General features: G+C 30.2%; 17 protein-coding genes. 16 read left to right on the top strand and 1 reads right to left on the bottom strand.

Annotated features, from left to right (window positions below; translation table 11 throughout):
* Positions 1-58 precede the first annotated feature (58 nt).
* From SYO3AOP1_RS05295 to SYO3AOP1_RS05220, 16 genes are all read left to right on the top strand, one after another.
* Positions 59-1000 carry a flagellar hook protein gene (locus SYO3AOP1_RS05295; protein ID WP_012459708.1) on the top strand — a complete coding sequence of 314 codons (942 nt, stop codon included), beginning with the start codon at positions 59-61 and terminating at the stop codon, positions 998-1000.
* Between the two features lie 270 nt (positions 1001-1270).
* Positions 1271-1567, top strand: a complete 297-nt coding sequence (locus SYO3AOP1_RS05290) for a hypothetical protein (RefSeq protein ID WP_012459707.1) — start codon at positions 1271-1273, stop codon at positions 1565-1567.
* Positions 1568-1569: 2 nt separating this feature from the next.
* Positions 1570-5382 carry a PilC/PilY family type IV pilus protein gene (locus SYO3AOP1_RS05285; protein ID WP_012459706.1) on the top strand — a complete coding sequence of 1271 codons (3813 nt, stop codon included), beginning with the start codon at positions 1570-1572 and terminating at the stop codon, positions 5380-5382.
* Positions 5367-5858, top strand: a complete 492-nt coding sequence (locus SYO3AOP1_RS05280) for a prepilin-type N-terminal cleavage/methylation domain-containing protein (RefSeq protein ID WP_012459705.1) — start codon at positions 5367-5369, stop codon at positions 5856-5858. Before SYO3AOP1_RS05285 ends, SYO3AOP1_RS05280 begins: the two co-directional genes overlap by 16 nt.
* A complete protein-coding gene (locus SYO3AOP1_RS05275; protein ID WP_012459704.1) occupies positions 5849-6484 on the top strand; it encodes a prepilin-type N-terminal cleavage/methylation domain-containing protein in 636 nt (211 codons plus the stop codon). Before SYO3AOP1_RS05280 ends, SYO3AOP1_RS05275 begins: the two co-directional genes overlap by 10 nt.
* The gene (locus SYO3AOP1_RS05270) at positions 6481-7410 is read left to right on the top strand and encodes a prepilin-type N-terminal cleavage/methylation domain-containing protein (protein ID WP_012459703.1); all 930 of its coding nucleotides are present in this window, start codon (positions 6481-6483) and stop codon (positions 7408-7410) included. Before SYO3AOP1_RS05275 ends, SYO3AOP1_RS05270 begins: the two co-directional genes overlap by 4 nt.
* Positions 7365-7868 (top strand): hypothetical protein, encoded by a 504-nt coding sequence (locus tag SYO3AOP1_RS05265; RefSeq protein ID WP_012459702.1) that lies wholly within the window; start codon positions 7365-7367, stop codon positions 7866-7868. The genes SYO3AOP1_RS05270 and SYO3AOP1_RS05265 overlap by 46 nt, the downstream gene beginning before the upstream one ends.
* A gap of 114 nt (positions 7869-7982) precedes the next feature.
* Positions 7983-8414, top strand: a complete 432-nt coding sequence (locus SYO3AOP1_RS05260; RefSeq protein ID WP_041674737.1) for a prepilin-type N-terminal cleavage/methylation domain-containing protein — start codon at positions 7983-7985, stop codon at positions 8412-8414.
* A 79-nt stretch (positions 8415-8493) separates the two neighbouring features.
* On the top strand, positions 8494-8904 hold the full coding sequence (locus tag SYO3AOP1_RS05255; RefSeq protein ID WP_012459700.1) for a prepilin-type N-terminal cleavage/methylation domain-containing protein: 411 nt from the start codon (positions 8494-8496) through the stop codon (positions 8902-8904).
* Positions 8889-10793, top strand: coding sequence for a DUF2723 domain-containing protein (locus SYO3AOP1_RS05250; protein ID WP_012459699.1), 1905 nt, complete (start codon positions 8889-8891; stop codon positions 10791-10793). The genes SYO3AOP1_RS05255 and SYO3AOP1_RS05250 overlap by 16 nt, the downstream gene beginning before the upstream one ends.
* 8 nt (positions 10794-10801) lie before the next feature.
* A complete protein-coding gene (locus SYO3AOP1_RS05245; RefSeq protein WP_012459698.1) occupies positions 10802-11404 on the top strand; it encodes an ion transporter in 603 nt (200 codons plus the stop codon).
* Positions 11401-12462 carry a glycosyltransferase family 4 protein gene (locus tag SYO3AOP1_RS05240; protein ID WP_012459697.1) on the top strand — a complete coding sequence of 354 codons (1062 nt, stop codon included), beginning with the start codon at positions 11401-11403 and terminating at the stop codon, positions 12460-12462. Before SYO3AOP1_RS05245 ends, SYO3AOP1_RS05240 begins: the two co-directional genes overlap by 4 nt.
* A complete protein-coding gene (locus tag SYO3AOP1_RS05235) occupies positions 12459-13175 on the top strand; it encodes a polyprenol monophosphomannose synthase (RefSeq protein WP_012459696.1) in 717 nt (238 codons plus the stop codon). The genes SYO3AOP1_RS05240 and SYO3AOP1_RS05235 overlap by 4 nt, the downstream gene beginning before the upstream one ends.
* Positions 13162-13890 (top strand): class I SAM-dependent methyltransferase, encoded by a 729-nt coding sequence (locus SYO3AOP1_RS05230; RefSeq protein ID WP_012459695.1) that lies wholly within the window; start codon positions 13162-13164, stop codon positions 13888-13890. The genes SYO3AOP1_RS05235 and SYO3AOP1_RS05230 overlap by 14 nt, the downstream gene beginning before the upstream one ends.
* Positions 13887-14960, top strand: coding sequence for a glycosyltransferase family 4 protein (locus SYO3AOP1_RS05225; protein ID WP_012459694.1), 1074 nt, complete (start codon positions 13887-13889; stop codon positions 14958-14960). Before SYO3AOP1_RS05230 ends, SYO3AOP1_RS05225 begins: the two co-directional genes overlap by 4 nt.
* Positions 14953-16134, top strand: a complete 1182-nt coding sequence (locus SYO3AOP1_RS05220) for an oligosaccharide flippase family protein (protein WP_012459693.1) — start codon at positions 14953-14955, stop codon at positions 16132-16134. The genes SYO3AOP1_RS05225 and SYO3AOP1_RS05220 overlap by 8 nt, the downstream gene beginning before the upstream one ends.
* Here SYO3AOP1_RS05220 and SYO3AOP1_RS05215 read toward each other — a convergent pair.
* Positions 16085-16774: a hypothetical protein gene (locus SYO3AOP1_RS05215; protein ID WP_012459692.1), complete on the bottom strand. Its 690-nt coding sequence runs from the start codon at positions 16772-16774 to the stop codon at positions 16085-16087. The two genes, SYO3AOP1_RS05220 and SYO3AOP1_RS05215, sit on opposite strands and share 50 nt — an antisense overlap.
* Between the last annotated feature and the right edge of the window lie 2 nt (positions 16775-16776).

Here is a 16776-nt window from a genome sequence, read left to right as displayed (position 1 = left end):
AAATATTTTAAAATATTCGATAATAAATTTAACAAACATTAACGTATAAGGTGATGTCATGAGAATTACGGATTTGATTAAATATGACAATTACATAAAGAATGACCAAATTAGACAAAATGAGATAGAAAAATACAGCAAGCAGATAGCAACAGGAAAAAAATTACTTTCTCCATCTGATGACACTGTTGCAACTGTTGCATCATTAAGATTAAAAACAATCAATCAAAACATAGACACTTACTTAAGAAATATGGATTTTGTATCAAACGTTTTAGACCAAGCAGAAAGTACTTTAAGTAATATATCAAAAGCAGGACAAGAGTTGAGAGTTGAGATTATTAGATTATTAAATACAGGTGTTTTAGATAAAGAAGATGCGAAAGTTTTAAGAGATTATTTTGTCAACATGAAAGATTATATTATAAAGCAAGCTAACTACTCTATTGGTGATACGAGAATTTTTGGTGGAGTAAAAAGCCAGACAGACCCATTTGCTCCTGACGGCACATATCAAGGAGAAACTACAGAAACCAAAGTTCCTGTTGCTCCTGGGGTGGAGCTTAACACAACCTTTAATGGGAAAGTTTATCTTGGAGTTAATAATGATTCAAACAAAATGATTATGGCAGAAGCTATCGATAAGATAGTTAGTATAATAGATAACGCTATCGCAGGAACAGGAAGCTTAGGAGATTTAAATACTGCTACCATTTCTGTGAATGGACAAAATTTAAAAATCCTTGAAGCTTTTGATGTAGGATTGAACAATGTTTTACAATACACATCTATCATAGGAACGCAAGTTAAAATTATCAATGATTTAAAATCTGGCTTTGAGAAAAATAAAGTCTTTAACAATAATTTAATATCTAATCTTCAAGATGTAGATACTGCAGAAGCTATAACGAATCTTCAAAAAGCCCAAACAGCATATCAAGCATTAATAGCGACATACAATCAAAACAGACAATTGTCTTTGCTTGAGTTTTTTAAGTAATAAAAATTAACATTTCCTTTTAAAAACAATCAGAGGTTAATAATAGTACTGCTAAAAAATTCTTATTTGCATACTAACATTTTGCATTTGTGATAAGAATGCTATTTTTGCTTTTTTGTCATTCTTAAGCTACAGATCTCATACTTTTTGAATTTCTCACTAACCATTAATAAAGCTTAATCTACTTTTTGTCTCAAATTTCTAAATAATCATGATTTTTTCACGAAAAGGGAGTATATTTAAAATACCATGCTAAAATGGAGGAAAAATATGAAACTTTTTAGATATTTTATTTTATTTTTAATGATAACATTTAATTTATCATTTGCTATTGATGAATTAATGCTTTATGGTAAAGTAAAAGATTATAATCCAAAAACAAAAGAAATAGTAATATCGGTTGAAAATAATTCATGTGAAGGTGAGAAGGTTTTTATAATCAATTCAAGCAAAAATTTACAAAGAGAAAGAATAATTAATAAGAAATTAAACTTTATTATAGATAGTTCAGAATGTATAAAAAATGAAAAGCATAAGATTATAGAATATTTCATGGTGGAGGATTAAAAATGTTCAATTTTAAAAATTTTATATTATTTTTACTTTTAATATTTTTCTATAATAATACAAAAGCTGCTAATATGAGTGATTATTGCTATACTCCACCAACAATTGCTACATCTGTGTCTCCAAACGTAATGTTGAATATTGACGTAAGCGGTTCAATGTCATGGTGTGCATACAACCCCGATAGCTCAAAAAGTGGATGTTGTAATTCTTCAAGCGGATGTGGATGGACGTATAAAGGAACTGAAGAGGGTTATTTTATACCTGACAAAGTTTATAAATACAACTCATCACAAGGTTACTGGGAAGAAACTACAGGAACGCCACAAAGTTGCCCAAAAAGAAAATCTGATATCAATACTGCTAAATTATATCAAGGCAGTTGTTTAAATTTCCTTTATATGACACGTATAGATTTGATTAGATGGGCTTTAACAGGTGGAAAGCCGAATAGTTGTAATAATAATCAAATTCAAAAATGCGATCCGGAAGTATATCCAAATACACAGTTAACTTGCGACAGTTATGGTTGTATATTATGGTCTGATTCTGGTGCAAAAGTAAAAGTTCCATGGAATAGAATAACTGGAACTGAAGGTGGTTTACTTTTTCAATTAAAGACTCTTTCATTAAAGCCACGATTTGGAGTTATGTTTTTTTCTGGGTCAGGAGTAAGAAATAACAGTGTTTATATAGGTGATTTTGTAGGCTCGGCTAACTATGACGGAGTGAATCCATACAAAAATACAATTACAGCTATAAATTATGAATCTCCATCAGGATCTACTCCTACTGCATTGGCTCTATGGGATACATACAATTATTTTGCTCAAAATGCGCCACAATATGGTGGATTACAACCACAAACAGGACAAAACGTATGGAAAAATCCACTTTATCAATGTTTTGACGAGAATAACGATGGAAACTGTCAAGGTAATGAGCTTAAACCGGTACCTTGTGCTAAAAACTTTGTAATTCTATTGACAGATGGTCAATGGAATACTGGTAGAAATGGAATTGCCTGCTCAATCGATAACAATTTTGAGAATGCTTCAGCAGATCCAGTTGTTCCAGCTTACTGGCTACATAAAAAAGGTTTTACAAATCCAGTTGATAATAGACAATCTACTTTTTACGTTGAGGCTTTATATGGAATTGGATTATGGCTTGGTGGTACAGGAGAGAAGTCATTAAAAAATGTAGCTATGTATGGTTCTTTTGATAGATATAAAAATTGGCCTGATAATTTATCCGATTATCCTAAAGCTACATGCGGTCCTATAGACGATTGTTGTAATACTTCTAATTGTGGAAAAGGTAGTTCATGTGCAAACTTACCACCTTCTTCTCCAGATTGGGATAAAGATGGAGATGGAAACCCAGATACATTTTTTGCTGCGTCAGATGCAAAAGAAATAAAAGATGTCATGTATAAGGCGATTTTAGACATCCTTAAACGTGCTTCTGCTGGTTCAACAGTTGCTACATTATCAACTAAAACAGCAATTTCTTCTGTATTAGTTCAGCCTTTCTTCTATCCAACTTATACAGACTCTCAAGGAAACACAGTAAACTGGCCAGGATTTTTAAGATCATTCTGGGTTGACCCAAAAAATGATTTAAGAGAAGATACAAACCAAAATAAAGTACTAAATTTAAGCGTTGATAAAATATTCCAAACATTCTATGATTTAACTAATAACGAAACCAAAGCAGCTCTTCTTTCTGATACAAGCACATGTAGTATGGATTCTATTGTTAATATGAAAGACCTTAAACCTGTTTTTGATAGCGGTTGCTGGCTTGGAAATTGTGATCCTAACAATAGAAATATTTACTATTCTGCTGGCACTAACATAAAAGAATTTAAAACTACCAATGTAAACGATTTGAAAAATATATGGGATTTAGTAGATGATAGCACATCAAATAATTCAATTAGCTCAACTCTTGCATCGTGTATAATTAGATATATAAGAGGTGAAGACGTATCAAATGATTCAAACTGTAATTTTGATTATGTAAAAAGAAATTTAAAAATTAATATTTCAGAATTCTGTCCTGGTTCTACGGGCATAAAAACATGGAAGCTTGGAGATATAATCCATTCTACACCAGCAGTAGTTGGAAATGAACCAATAAACAATTTCCATTTAAGATATTCTGATAGTACATACTATGATTATATAAATTCTGCGTCATACAAAAACAGAGCGTCAAGAATTATCGTTGGAGCAAACGATGGTATGCTCCATTTCTTCAGACTTGGATACATAAAAGACCAGTCCTCAACAGATCCTGATAATCCATCTGTACTCCAAAATTCACCGAACAATACAGGAACAGATTTAATAGCTAAAGAAGAATTTGCTTTTATACCGAAAAATGCGATTCCATACTTATTATGGTATGGTCATAAAGACTATTGCCATATTCCAACAGTTGATAGTAGAGTTTTAATTTTTGATGCTTCTATAAACGGTAATCCAACAGACGATAAGACATCAAATTCTTGGAGAACTATATTAGTTGGTGTTATGGGATTTGGTGGAAAATCATTATCTGCCGGTACTACTACATATAGCTCGTCTATATTTGCATTAGACCTTACTGATTGGCTAAATGGCACGGCAACAACACCAACATTATTATGGGAACAAACTTTGTCTGATAATACACTAACAATGTCCTTCCCATCGGTCGTAAGAAGAGGAGATGCAAATAAAAACGGAAATTGGTATTTAGTAATTGGTTCAGGACCAAAAGCTCCAAATCCATCGTCTAGCAACGATTATACAAGCTCTCCAAAAGTATATTTCTTTGATTTAAAGACAGGGAATTTAGTAAAAACTACACAAATATCGCTACCTAATAACACTGTTGCAGCTGTAGCTGATACATTCCCAATAGACGCTGACGATGATTATAATGATGATGCTATTTATTTTGGATTATATGGATTACAAAAACAAGGTAATAGCTGGAATAATTGGGGTAATTTTTATAGACTTGTTTTAAATGATTCTCTTTCAAATACTCCATCTGTTGCGGTTGATCTATCAAGCTTTGTAAATAACGGTCAAACACCACCAGTTACTGCTGCACCAACTTTCTCAAAAGATGAAAAGGGTAATTTGTGGGTATTTTTCGGAACAGGAAGATTTTTAAGCGAAGGAGACAAGGTTTTAAATTATAATAACTATTTTATAGGATTTAAAGACCCGTGCTGGAATGGTTCTTGTTCAACTACCTTTGTAAAAGGTGATTTTATTAATCAAACAAATATAACAGTAACAGCTACAGTAACAAACACTCAGCAACTCTGTATCTGTGATAGTAGCGGATGTAGTAATAAGACTGTTGTAACAGGAACTACAAATTACACTCAACCAGTTGAAGTAGATAAAGGGTGGTATCAAGAGTTAACAAACGAAGCTGTTACATCTCAAGGTATAGTTTTTGGAGGAATTGTTGATTTCATAACCTATGTTCCACCAAATGATATCTGTGCTTTTGAAGGAAATTCTAAACTATATGCTTTGTACTATAAATCAGGAACTGCTTATCCTGTTCCATCAATTTTATCTCCTAAGGCTACAAGTGGAACAAGTGGACAAGTAACTATATACAAATCCATCGACCTTGGAAGAGGTGCACCACCTGTTGGTAATCCATTCCAAGTTAGCGTTAGCCAAAGCTCAACAAATAGATATGAAAAATTCATTCAAGTTTCAACAGGTGTCGTTATTAAACAAACTCAACAACCAACACCTTCTGCTCAACCGAGGTTTATACTATGGATAGAAAAATAAAAGGATACAATATTTTTGAGATTTTGGTAGTTTTAGTTATAATAGGAATCCTTATGGCTTTAGTCATAAGGCCTATTCTTGTTTTTGTTGCAAATCAAAGACTAAACGAAGCAGTCAATATGGTTGTTTCAGATTTAAACGAAGCTAAAATATATTCAATTTCTAAAAGTAGTCTAATGGGCATAACAGCGAATAGTAATACAAATAATTATATTATTTTTCAAAACAACGACGGTAATTGCTCATACAATAATGGTTCAGATACCGTTGTTAAAGCAATAGTATTGCCATCGGGCATAACATTTATAAATGATGTTTTTTTTCTTTTTGATAGAAAGGGATTACCAAGAAATGCTTCATGTGGGCTTGGAATGGCTAATATAAAACTTCAAAATACATTCGGAAACATTAAAACAATTTGCGTTGACAGGTATGGAAGGATTAGAGTTTTAAATGGAGATGTGCCATGCAATTAAAAAATAATAAAGCTTTTACAATCATAGAAGTTCTAATTGCTGCATTTATAATAATGATAGTAACAATTGGATTTCTGAGAGGTGTTTTATTTTTTATGCAGTATTCTCTTGCTAATAAAATGAAGGATAAAGCATCTGAATACAATCTGATGGTAGCAAAATTTTATCAAACTATTGATTATAGCAAGATTAATTATTTTCCGAAATGGCAAAATGAAACCTGCGACACTACAAATAGTACATGTTCATTTCTTCAAACAGATTCAGATGGAGATAACATACCAGATTTTTATGACCCATATAACGGAAATAATGATACTTTTAAAACAAATCCGTTAAGTACTGCCAATTGGCTATCAGTTAAACCAAATAACGACGGAACTTGTGATTATTCCAATCTTCCTCAAATAAACAGCCTAACTTCTAAACCAAATTGTATTATATCGTTTAAAGATAATATAAATATACAAAAATTTAGAATTTATACAACCATAACAACAGCAAAAATAATGAATGGACCATTAGAATCTGGCATAGCGATAGGAGTTATTACTTGGTACTTTGATCCTAACACAAATAAATACAAATCTGTACATACTATAGTGTTCAAGGAGAAAACCCAATGAAAAATAGAGGATATACAATATTTGAACTTCTTGTTGTCATAGCAATTTCATTGATAATTGGGGCTGCTTTTTATACTTTTTATAATACTGTTATTAAAGAAAATATCAGTAAAAGCACTATAGCTAAACAAGAGCAGGACGCTTTTATTCTTGCAAATCAAATTGTTAAAGATTTATCTACAATTGGTTTTGGCGTTGATGCAGATAGATTGAAAATAAATGGTGGTACGGCTTGTGATTTAGATGATACAAACAATCCATTTTTAACATACTGCTCTACACAAAAACAATTAGCTTATTTAAGCTTAGCAGGTTCTGAAGATCAATATGCTGGATGCTGGGGTTTTATTGATAGTACAGGTGCGTTAAAGATGACTGTGGATAACAAAAATCTTTCATATAGCTATTTAAATAAACTATGTCAGCCAATTGCTGGTAAATATATTAGACTTAATACATCAAAATACTTATTAGAAACCTTTACATATGATCCTAACAATCCTGATTCTTCAAAAAGCAATTCCTATGCATTTTATGTAGGAAATAATACATATCCAAATGATTTCAAAATAATTTATAATCTAAACAATACAAATTTACCAAGAGAATGTGCCCAAGGAACTTCTAATTTACAGAAAACTATAGGGACAAGCTCATCTCCAGTAATATCATGTGTATTAGATTTTCAAGTTAAATATGTAAAAACAGATAACACAGTAGCAACTTCAATAACTAACTTAAATGAATTATCAGCAATAAAACTATGTATGATAGTCCAGGTTGGTGGAAGACAGTCTGTACCAGATAATCCACCTAACTATTCACAAGCTGGTGGTTGTGATCAATTTAACTATTCAAACAATGATTGGAGGTATTACAGATGGGCGGTAATAGAGCAAGTAATCCCATTAATGAATATAAGATAAATAAAGAAAAAGGTGCAACGTTAATATTTGCTATCGCAGTTGCAATTATAGTCTTGATCGTTTTAGGTGGGATATACTATATGCTAACAAGGGCTTTTCAAACCTCGCAGGATATTAAAACCTACACAAGCGTAAAAGAAGCAGCAGAATCGGCTGTAAAATATGGGGTTGTTTTAATAAATCAAAATAAGCCTTACAATGATGGAGCAGGCATGCCGGGTAAATGTACTGCTAATCCATATACTATGAAGTACAAACTTTTTGGAAGTAATGATATATATACAGCAAGTATTCAAATTTGTCTTCTCGGCTATGAATCTCGTCCAGGATTTGAAGCTCAAGGTGTTGCTTATTCTAAAACTATTGCTGGTAGTAAAGGAGAAATTTACTCAATAGTTTCAGAAGCCTATGGGCCAAACAATACAAAGGTTAGAATTGAAGCATCGTATGTAAGATAAAAAAAATGTGAAAAAGTATTGCTTTTTTAAAAATTTTTCATTATAATTAGTATTAGAAAAATTTATCTGGAGGTAATAGTCATGGAAAGAATTTTTAAGTCAATTGCAGAAGCAATGTCTCTCACAGCAAAAATTGAAGGTGAGAGAAGAAAGGAAAAAGGTTTTACACTCATTGAGTTGCTCATCGTTATCGCTATCATTGCGATCCTTGCATCTATCGCTATTCCACAGTACATGAAGTACCAAAGGAAAGCTAAAGTTAGCTCTTACGCAGAACCAATAGCAAGGGCATGTTTGATGGACTTAGCTGCTTATTGCGTTGAGAATCCAAGTGCAACTTTGTCAATTGATTCTACAATAGCTAAAAATTGTACAACAACAACAGTTACACCAGGGGGAACAGTCAATCTTAATGGTGGCGGGTTTGTGTGTGATAATACAGGATCTATTACAGCAGGTAGCGTTACTGCAACACTTGGAAATATAAGTGATTATACTGCATCATGTACTGTAATAAATAACGGATTTAAGTGTACAGTTCAATAATAATATATTAAATATATTAAGGGTGGGTTAAAATTTCTGCCCATCCTATTTTCTTAAAATTGCTGGGGAAAAGGCTTAAATGAATACATCAACAATAAAAGCTTTTACAATAGTAGAGTTAATAGTTGTTATCGCTATAATCTCTTTATTAGCCTCTATCTCGATACCTATATATATGAAATATCAAAATAAAGCAAAAGTAACTTCATATGCTTTACCAATGGTTAAAGCATGCGCATACGATGCGGCAGGTCTATGTCAAGAGATAAATATTTCATCATCTACTACTTTATCATTAAATGGATTAAAAAATTGTGAAAGTACAATTGTTCCTGGTGGAAGTTTAACAATAAACATAAGTGGCTCAGTTACATGTGATAGTAGTGGATACGTTTCCGATGGAACAATAAGTGGCAAACTTGATAGTATTGAAGAATATAAAGCATCATGTTATTTAAACGCAAAAGGTATTGAATGTTCAGTAAAATAAAATTAATTCATTTAATTCTCATTTTCTTTTCATTTATTTATTTAATATCTCTTTATCCTGTATTCTCTACTGGTGACGGAGGAGGCTTAACTGTTTCTGCATATATGCTTGGTATAGCCCATCCACCAGGATATCCTTTCTATATAGAGTTAGGTAAATTATTTTCCTTTATACCAGTAGGAAATATAGGGTCAAGAATTGCATTAATATCTGTTTTATTCTCAATACTCTCTCTTTATATGGTTTATTTAATAACAAAAATTCTTATAATAAAAATAACTAATGATGAACAGTACATTGAGATTTTTTCTGTAATTCCTGTAGTCTTTCTTGCTGTTTCTTATTCTTATTATTTTAACTCTGTTGTTATAAAGTTTTATACATTAAACTTATTTCTTATCTTAGTTTTATTTTACATAGGTCTTAAATCTTTAATAGAAAGAAATTTAAATTATAAGTATGTGCTAACAGCATCATTTCTTTTAGGTTTAGGTGCTTCAATACACCATACAAGTCTATTGATATCTCTATCTTTGTTATTTGTAGGTTTTATTTATTTTAAAAATTTCATCAAGTGGCTTCTTCCTGCTGTTTCATTCTTTGCTCTTGGATTCCTTGTAAATTTACATCTTTACATAAGAAGTCAAGTTGATACTTTCACAGCAGCACATAAGGCTGAAAATTTTGAAAAATTTGTTGCTATGATTTTAAGGAAATTTTATGGCTCTGGCTCTTCCTTAGATGCACCTGTTTCAGCATTGGGCACAGGAGAGGGTTTATATTATTCATTAAAAAATATTCTTTATCTATTTAATATAAACTTTTCTTTTGCATTTATCTTTTTTTTACTTTTAGGATTCATCGCTCTTTTTAGAAAGAGTAAAAAAATATTTCTATATACTTTAATAGCATTTATAATGTACTCTTTAATCTTGGCAAAAATAACATTATCTGGACCATTTACAATAGGTATACTCTATGTCGCTGCTAATCAATATTTTTTACCAGCTCTGGCATTTTTTTCAATTATCTCAGGCTTGGGAATTTACTATGGTTTTATTTTTATAAAAAATCAAAAAATGGAGTTTACATATAAATTTGTTCCTAAAATTTTAGTTGTTTTTCCTTTAGTTTTATTAATTGGCAGGCTAAATGAAACTAATAACTTTAACAACTGGGTTCCTTATTATCATGGAAAGGATTTATTAGCAATAACTCCAATCTCTTCAATATTTTCAACATATGGAGATAATCATACTTTTGAATTATGGTATGTTAAAATTTTAGGAAGGTTTAGAGATGATATCTGTCATTTAACATCGCATTATTATAATAATACAAATTGGAGAATAGAAGGATGCAAACCAAAAGATATTTATAAAAGTGATATTCCTGAATTTTTTGAAGGTAATGTACAATCCATTATGGAGAAGAAAAGATTTTTATCAAGTGTTAACTTAGCTCCAGAGCATCCGTTTTATAATTTTGTTAAAATTAAACCTTTATTGTATGCATTCTTTTGGTTAAAGAAAGATGATAATACACAGGAAGAATGGTTTGATAATCTAAATATTTCTAAGTTTAAATTTTTAACTCCTAAAGTTTGTCTAAACCACAATACAGATGATATTTTTACTTTTGAAATGTGTAAATTCTTTTCAAATTCTTATTTAGTCATGGCAAGTTCTATCAAACCTACCATAAGACTAAATGAGCTTGTAGTTGATGCAGATATTAGTTATGGAAGCTTTAAAGCACCTTTTAAATTAACGATTTATGTTTCACCACAAAATCAAAGTTTCTTAGAAATGTTTAAAGCTATACGAGCCTATAATGATTATTCACAAAGCTATTTAATACCTGAAGAATTAGAAAAAAATGTTAAATGAGGTTTTTTATGAAAAAGTTAGTTATATTACTTATTGTCATATTTTTATTTTTTATCATCAAAAACCTGATCTACCAATATAAACATTATAATTCTGCAAAACAGCAAGACGGGATAGCAAAAGTCAAAGCATATGAAAAAGTAATTTTATCTTATGTACCATTTAGTCCGCTTGGCTCAAAAGCTGTAGAAGAATTATACCTATACTGCCATACATTTAAAAAAGATGATGAAAGATTATACTGCTTAGAAACTCTTAGAACAAGTATATACCAAATACAAAACCCAATCACAAGACCATATACAGAGTATTTAGAAAAGATTAATCCTGAAATTGCAAAGTTAAGAGCTTTAGAATCTATCAATTGGGAGTTTAACAACTACACAATGGCAGACTATAAAAAACTATACAATGCACAAATGCAGGTATTAAATTATGATAATAAGCCTTCAGATTTTTGGAGTTTAATAGTTGTTTTATCTTTGATAGGCTGGATTTCTTCAGTGCTATTGTTTATCTGGAAAGCAAACAACAAAAAGCAGATTTTATTATACTCTCTAATATTTATAGTATTTTTCTCACTTTGGATTGTAAGTTTATATAAAGCATGAAAGTTTTAATTTTAAACAGAAGATGTATAAAACATCCTGAAAAGGGCGGAGCTGAAAATTATACATACCATATCGCAAGAGGCTTAATAGAAGCTGGATACAGCGTTGAGTGGTTTTCTTCAAAGACAAAAGAATTAAAAAATGAGGAAGTAATTGATGGTATAAAGTTTATTCGTAAAGGAAACGAGCTTACAACTCATTTTTATGGATTTATGTATATGCTAAACAAAAATCAAGATTGGCTAATCATAGATGAGTTTAACGGCGTAGGATATTTTACATTCTTCAAGAAAAACTCAATATTGCTTATACATCAGCTGTATGAAGAGTTTTGGAACACAGAGCTTGGATTTATTGGCTACATCCCAAGATTTTTAGAAAAGATATTTTTAAGATTGTACAAAAACAAAAAAACTATCACGGTCTCACCATCAACCCAATTAGATTTAAAAAACCTTGGATTTAAGGATATACAAATAGTTTATAACGGCTTAGAATATCAACCATTAGAAGAGGTGCCAAAGAAAAATGAAAATCTAACATTGCTGTATCTTGGAAGGCTGAAAAAAACAAAAAATCCAGAATCTGCAATCAAAAAATATTTAAAAGTGAAAGAGCGTATAAAAGATGCAAATCTTTTTGTTGCCGGTACAGGTCCTTTGTTGGATTATTTAAAAGATAAGTATTCAAATATTGAAGGAATAAAATTTTTAGGTTATGTCTCGGAAGAAGAAAAGATAAATTTAATAAAACAGTCTCACTTTTTGATTGTTCCAAGTATTCGGGAGGGGTGGGGGCAGGTTGTAATACAGGCTAACGCTTTTGGAACGCCGGCAGTTGGCTATAGGGTTCATGGTCTTGTTGATAGCATAAAAGACAATGAAACAGGTTTTTTAGTAAATTCTGAAGATGAAGCTGTGAAAAAGATTATAGACATTTGGAATAATAAACAAGAGTATAGTAAGCTATGCCAAAATGCTTTAAATTGGGCTAAAAACTTTTCTTGGGATAAAACAAAGGAAGAATTTATAAAAGCTATAAAGGAATTTGAAAAATGAAATCATTAGTGGTTTTACCAACTTATAACGAGGCTGAGAATATAGATAAAATCTTAGAAAGATTAACAAAGTATGATTTTTTAGATTTTTTAGATATTTTAGTAGTTGATGATAACGGGGCAGATGGAACAAGAGAAAAAGTTTATCAGTGGATAAAAAATAATCCAAAGATACATATTTTAGAAAGACCGGGAAAGCTTGGACTTGGTACAGCTTACGTAGACGGTTTTAAATGGGGATTAAAAAGAGATTATGAAGCATTTTTTGAAATGGATGCAGATTTATCACATAATCCTGACGATATTCCAAGGTTTATAGAAGCTTTAAAAAATGGCTGTGATGTTGTGATTGGCTCAAGATATATGAATAATACTATAAGCGTTGTTGGGTGGGATTTTAAAAGACTTTTACTTTCTAAGTTTGCCAATTGGTATGCTACTACAATTCTTGGACTGAAACATCTTACAGATATAACAAGTGGATATAGAGTTTATAGTAGAAAATGCTTAGAAGCTGTAGGTTTAGATAAGATTAAATCTAATGGATACGCTTTTCAAATTGAGATGGTTTACAGATGTTTTAAAAAAGGTTGTAAGATTGGAGAAATTCCGATCATCTTTTATGAAAGAAATGGTGGGTCTTCTAAAATGAGCAAAAAAATAGCATTAGAGGCTGCTATCATGGTATGGAGGCTGAAGTTTGGGAAAGTATAAAGGATATCAAGATTATTTAACCAAAGAAAAAGAAAGAGGTTTAAAAAAGTACGTTAAAAGTTTTGCACTTAAAAATGACTTTCTTTATAAATTATTTATGAGACTAACAAATATACCGGTAAAAAAGTTATCTTCTGTTCCAAACATAAAAAATGCAGATAAAATTTTAGATGTAGGCTGCGGTACAGGCAATATTATTGATTATATAAGTAGATTCTTAAACCCTAAAGCAAAATTCTACTGCTTAGATTTAGATAAAAATCCTTTACTTTCTGAGAAAATAGAATTTTTAAGATGTGATGTGGATATTGAGACTTTTCCTTTTAGTGATAATGAGTTTGATGTCGTTATATCTTCTTTTGTTATAGAGCATTTAAAAAATCCACAAAATCTTTTTTCAGAGACTTTTAGAACATTAAAAAGTGGCGGTTATTTTTATTGTGTTACTGAGTATTATACATCTGTTTTTTGCCCTGATGGCTATAATTTTTATCAGGATCCAACTCATGTAAGACCTTGGACCAAAAAAAGTTTATCTACTTTAGCAGAAATGAGTGGATTTGAGGTTCATGAAGTTGGAATTATTAGATGGTGGGAATATTTACCTTTGTTGCCAATTTTTCCTATTCTTAATTTACTGACTCCAAGCAATTTTTCTTTTATTCCCTGTGAAATCTTAGGAAAAATAGTCTATATAATAGCTAAAAAACCATGAAAATTCTTCATTTTGCTTATGATCATATTAATAATTATTGGTTTGGTGGTGGAGTAGCAGTTAGAGCTTTTGAGATTTATAAAAGGCTTTCTGAAAAGGGACATAAAGTTACTGTTATATGCGGAAACTATCCTGGCGCAACAGATTATAAAGTGAATGAAAATTTTGAATTTAAGTTTTTAGGTTCTTCTAAAAATTATGTTTTAAGCATATTTTCATATGCTTATGAGGGGAATAAATTTTTAAGAAAATATTTCAACGATTATGATATAGTTGTTGAAGATTTTGTTCCTTGGTATCCTATATTCTCATATAGATTCCAAGCTGAAAAACCTATTGTCCTACAGCTTCAAGTTTTTCTAGGATCTTATATTTTGAAAAAATACAATATATTGGGCGTCCCATTTTTTCTTTTAGAAAAAAAATATCCACGCAAATTTAAAAATATAATTACCGTGTCTGAAAGCTTGAATGAAAAGTTTGGGCTCAAGGGAAAGGTGATCTCAAATGGAGTAGATTTTGTTGATGAAGAATTAAAAATAGGTCAATATGTATTATTTTTAGGAAGATTAGATATAAATCAAAAGGGTATTGATTTGATTATAGAAGTATTTAAAAGATTAGAAAATATAAAACTTGTAGTGGCTGGAGATGGCAAAGATAAAGATAACTTTTTAAGAATGATACAAAATATTTCTAATATTGAATACATTGGTAGAGTTGCAGGAAAAACAAAGTTAGATTTGATAAAAAATGCTAAATTTTTAATAATGCCTTCTCGGTTTGAAGGACAGGGAATTGTTGCATTAGAATCTGCATCTATGGGAAAGTCTGTGATAGTCTCAGACATCCCAGAGCTTAGATATGTTGTAGAAAATGGATTTGGAATAAGCTTTAAAAATGAAGATATAGAAGACTTTAAAGAAAAAATAGACTATCTTTGGAATAATGAAGATTTAATTTTAAAAATGGGAAAAAAAGGTATAGAATATGCTAAAAAGTTTACATGGGACAAAATAGCCTCTGAGTTTGAAGATTATTTACTTAGAGTTTTAAGCTATCATGCTTAAACATTTTAGCTATTTATCTTTGATGTTTTTCTACGTAAACATTCTTGGCTACATATTCCATTTTATTGCAAGTAGAAAGCTTGGTCCGGAGCTATATGGCGAGTTTATGGTTTTATACTCCCTCATGCTTACAGTTGGTTTTCTATCTAATATCTATCCAACTTTAACCATAAAAGCCGTTTTAGAAAATAAAGAACAAAAGTATGAGATTTTAAGATTTATCAGAATTATAGCCGGTTTAACAGGGTTAATATTCTTCATTGGATTAATAATATCTTTACCCTTTATACAATCTTTTTTTAAAATAACTCATAAGCTTGCAATCATAATAGTTGGGTTGGTTTGGTTAGTTGTTTTTATTTTAAGTGTAGAAAAGGGCTTTTTGCAAGCTCAAGAAAAGTTTAAAGAATATTCATTTTTAAATGCATTTGGATTAACATTTCGCCTAATAATAGCTGTTTTTTTAATAGAAATAGGATTAAATATTTACGGTGCTGTTGGTTCGTCATTGTTTGCTGAATTGTTAGTGCTTATAATTGTGTTGTTTATCAATAAAAATTTGTTTGGAAAGATAAAAAAAATTCCAATTAAAGATATTTTTAAAACATCTTTCTTGTCCGTTCCGGTTGGACTGTTTGTTTATGCGGATGACCTTTTTATCAAAAGAGTTTTTGACCCGACAACTGCTGGTTTGTATGCATCTGCATCCATACTTGGAAAAGCTTTAATCTGGTTTTGTATGACTTTATTTTCAGTAATCTTTGTTAAGCTGACAGAAGACAAAACTAACTATAGAAAGTATCTACTTTACTCACTTGGATTATTCTTAGCTATAAATCTGATAGCTTTTGTTGGAACTTTGATTTTAGGAAAACCTATTTTTCTTATGCTTTTTGGGAGTAAATTTTTAGATGCTTACCAATATTTACCCTTTTATATATTAGCTATCGTACCTTTAATATTTAACTTAGTAATCTTTACATCAAACATAACTTTGGAAAGATTTAAAGCTTTAGTAATTGTAAATTTGGTTTTATACTACGTTGGATTTATTCTGATAAACTTTCACGATGTTTATCAATACATTCTATACATATTTTTGTTCCACTTTATCTCTTTCATGATTAATCTTTATTTCTTTTTAAAGAAATACCAAGATACTCAAAAGATATAAATGTTGCAATGACAAAAAATGTTATCAAAAATAATCCAAAAATTTTAAATATAAAACCAATTTCAGAATTATTAATGAAATAAAAACCGATTATCGGAAGTAGAAGAATAGATAAAATGTTTAGTTTCAAACCATAAATTTTTACATTAAACAACCTGCCGACTAATGTAGATTGGAAAATATCCAAAAGACCTCTAAAATATAGAAAAGAGAACGCCAATTTTAATAATGTTGTCAAAAATATAGAAAGCTTAGTAATGTTGATAATACCATTGATTAAACTTTCCATGGATAGGCTTTTGAAGATAATTTCAATAACGACTAACAAAATAAAAACATCTAAAGTAGCTATCGTAAAAAAAGCATAGGGGCTATTTATATCTGAAGGTACAGACTCTGGTTGTTTAAACTCTTGTATATTATCTTTAATCTTATGTTCTTCTATTTCCAAATATGCTAATTCTTCAAGTTTATTTTTTATGTCTTCAATTGTAGAAACATCTAAATAAAATTCAAAATAATTTTTCTCTTTAAGGTCTTTAAAAAAGTTGGCTGTATTTACGTTAAAATTTTTCAAAATCAAAAAGATATCATTTAAATTTTCAGCTTTTTTTGGTTTAATCTTTACTAAAACTCTCATTT

Source organism: Sulfurihydrogenibium sp. YO3AOP1 (assembly GCF_000020325.1).
Classification (GTDB): domain Bacteria; phylum Aquificota; class Aquificia; order Aquificales; family Hydrogenothermaceae; genus Sulfurihydrogenibium.
Note: the sequence above shows the minus strand (reverse complement) of the source record. Positions and strands in the feature narration are given on the sequence as shown.

Bases quoted from the DNA above. Each gene is read 5' to 3' on its own strand.
- SYO3AOP1_RS05250 (WP_012459699.1), top strand. From the start codon at position 8,889: ATGTTCAGTAAAATAAAATTAATTCATTTAATTCTCATTTTCTTTTCA.
- SYO3AOP1_RS05280 (WP_012459705.1), top strand. From the start codon at position 5,367: ATGGATAGAAAAATAAAAGGATACAATATTTTTGAGATTTTGGTAGTT.
- SYO3AOP1_RS05235 (WP_012459696.1), top strand. From the start codon at position 12,459: ATGAAATCATTAGTGGTTTTACCAACTTATAACGAGGCTGAGAATATA.
- SYO3AOP1_RS05215 (WP_012459692.1), bottom strand. From the start codon at position 16,774: ATGAGAGTTTTAGTAAAGATTAAACCAAAAAAAGCTGAAAATTTAAAT.
- SYO3AOP1_RS05285 (WP_012459706.1), top strand. From the start codon at position 1,570: ATGTTCAATTTTAAAAATTTTATATTATTTTTACTTTTAATATTTTTC.
- SYO3AOP1_RS05270 (WP_012459703.1), top strand. From the start codon at position 6,481: ATGAAAAATAGAGGATATACAATATTTGAACTTCTTGTTGTCATAGCA.
- SYO3AOP1_RS05260 (WP_041674737.1), top strand. From the start codon at position 7,983: ATGTCTCTCACAGCAAAAATTGAAGGTGAGAGAAGAAAGGAAAAAGGT.
- SYO3AOP1_RS05240 (WP_012459697.1), top strand. From the start codon at position 11,401: ATGAAAGTTTTAATTTTAAACAGAAGATGTATAAAACATCCTGAAAAG.
- SYO3AOP1_RS05265 (WP_012459702.1), top strand. From the start codon at position 7,365: ATGGGCGGTAATAGAGCAAGTAATCCCATTAATGAATATAAGATAAAT.
- SYO3AOP1_RS05295 (WP_012459708.1), top strand. From the start codon at position 59: ATGAGAATTACGGATTTGATTAAATATGACAATTACATAAAGAATGAC.
- SYO3AOP1_RS05255 (WP_012459700.1), top strand. From the start codon at position 8,494: ATGAATACATCAACAATAAAAGCTTTTACAATAGTAGAGTTAATAGTT.
- SYO3AOP1_RS05275 (WP_012459704.1), top strand. From the start codon at position 5,849: ATGCAATTAAAAAATAATAAAGCTTTTACAATCATAGAAGTTCTAATT.
- SYO3AOP1_RS05290 (WP_012459707.1), top strand. From the start codon at position 1,271: ATGAAACTTTTTAGATATTTTATTTTATTTTTAATGATAACATTTAAT.
- SYO3AOP1_RS05220 (WP_012459693.1), top strand. From the start codon at position 14,953: ATGCTTAAACATTTTAGCTATTTATCTTTGATGTTTTTCTACGTAAAC.
- SYO3AOP1_RS05225 (WP_012459694.1), top strand. From the start codon at position 13,887: ATGAAAATTCTTCATTTTGCTTATGATCATATTAATAATTATTGGTTT.
- SYO3AOP1_RS05245 (WP_012459698.1), top strand. From the start codon at position 10,802: ATGAAAAAGTTAGTTATATTACTTATTGTCATATTTTTATTTTTTATC.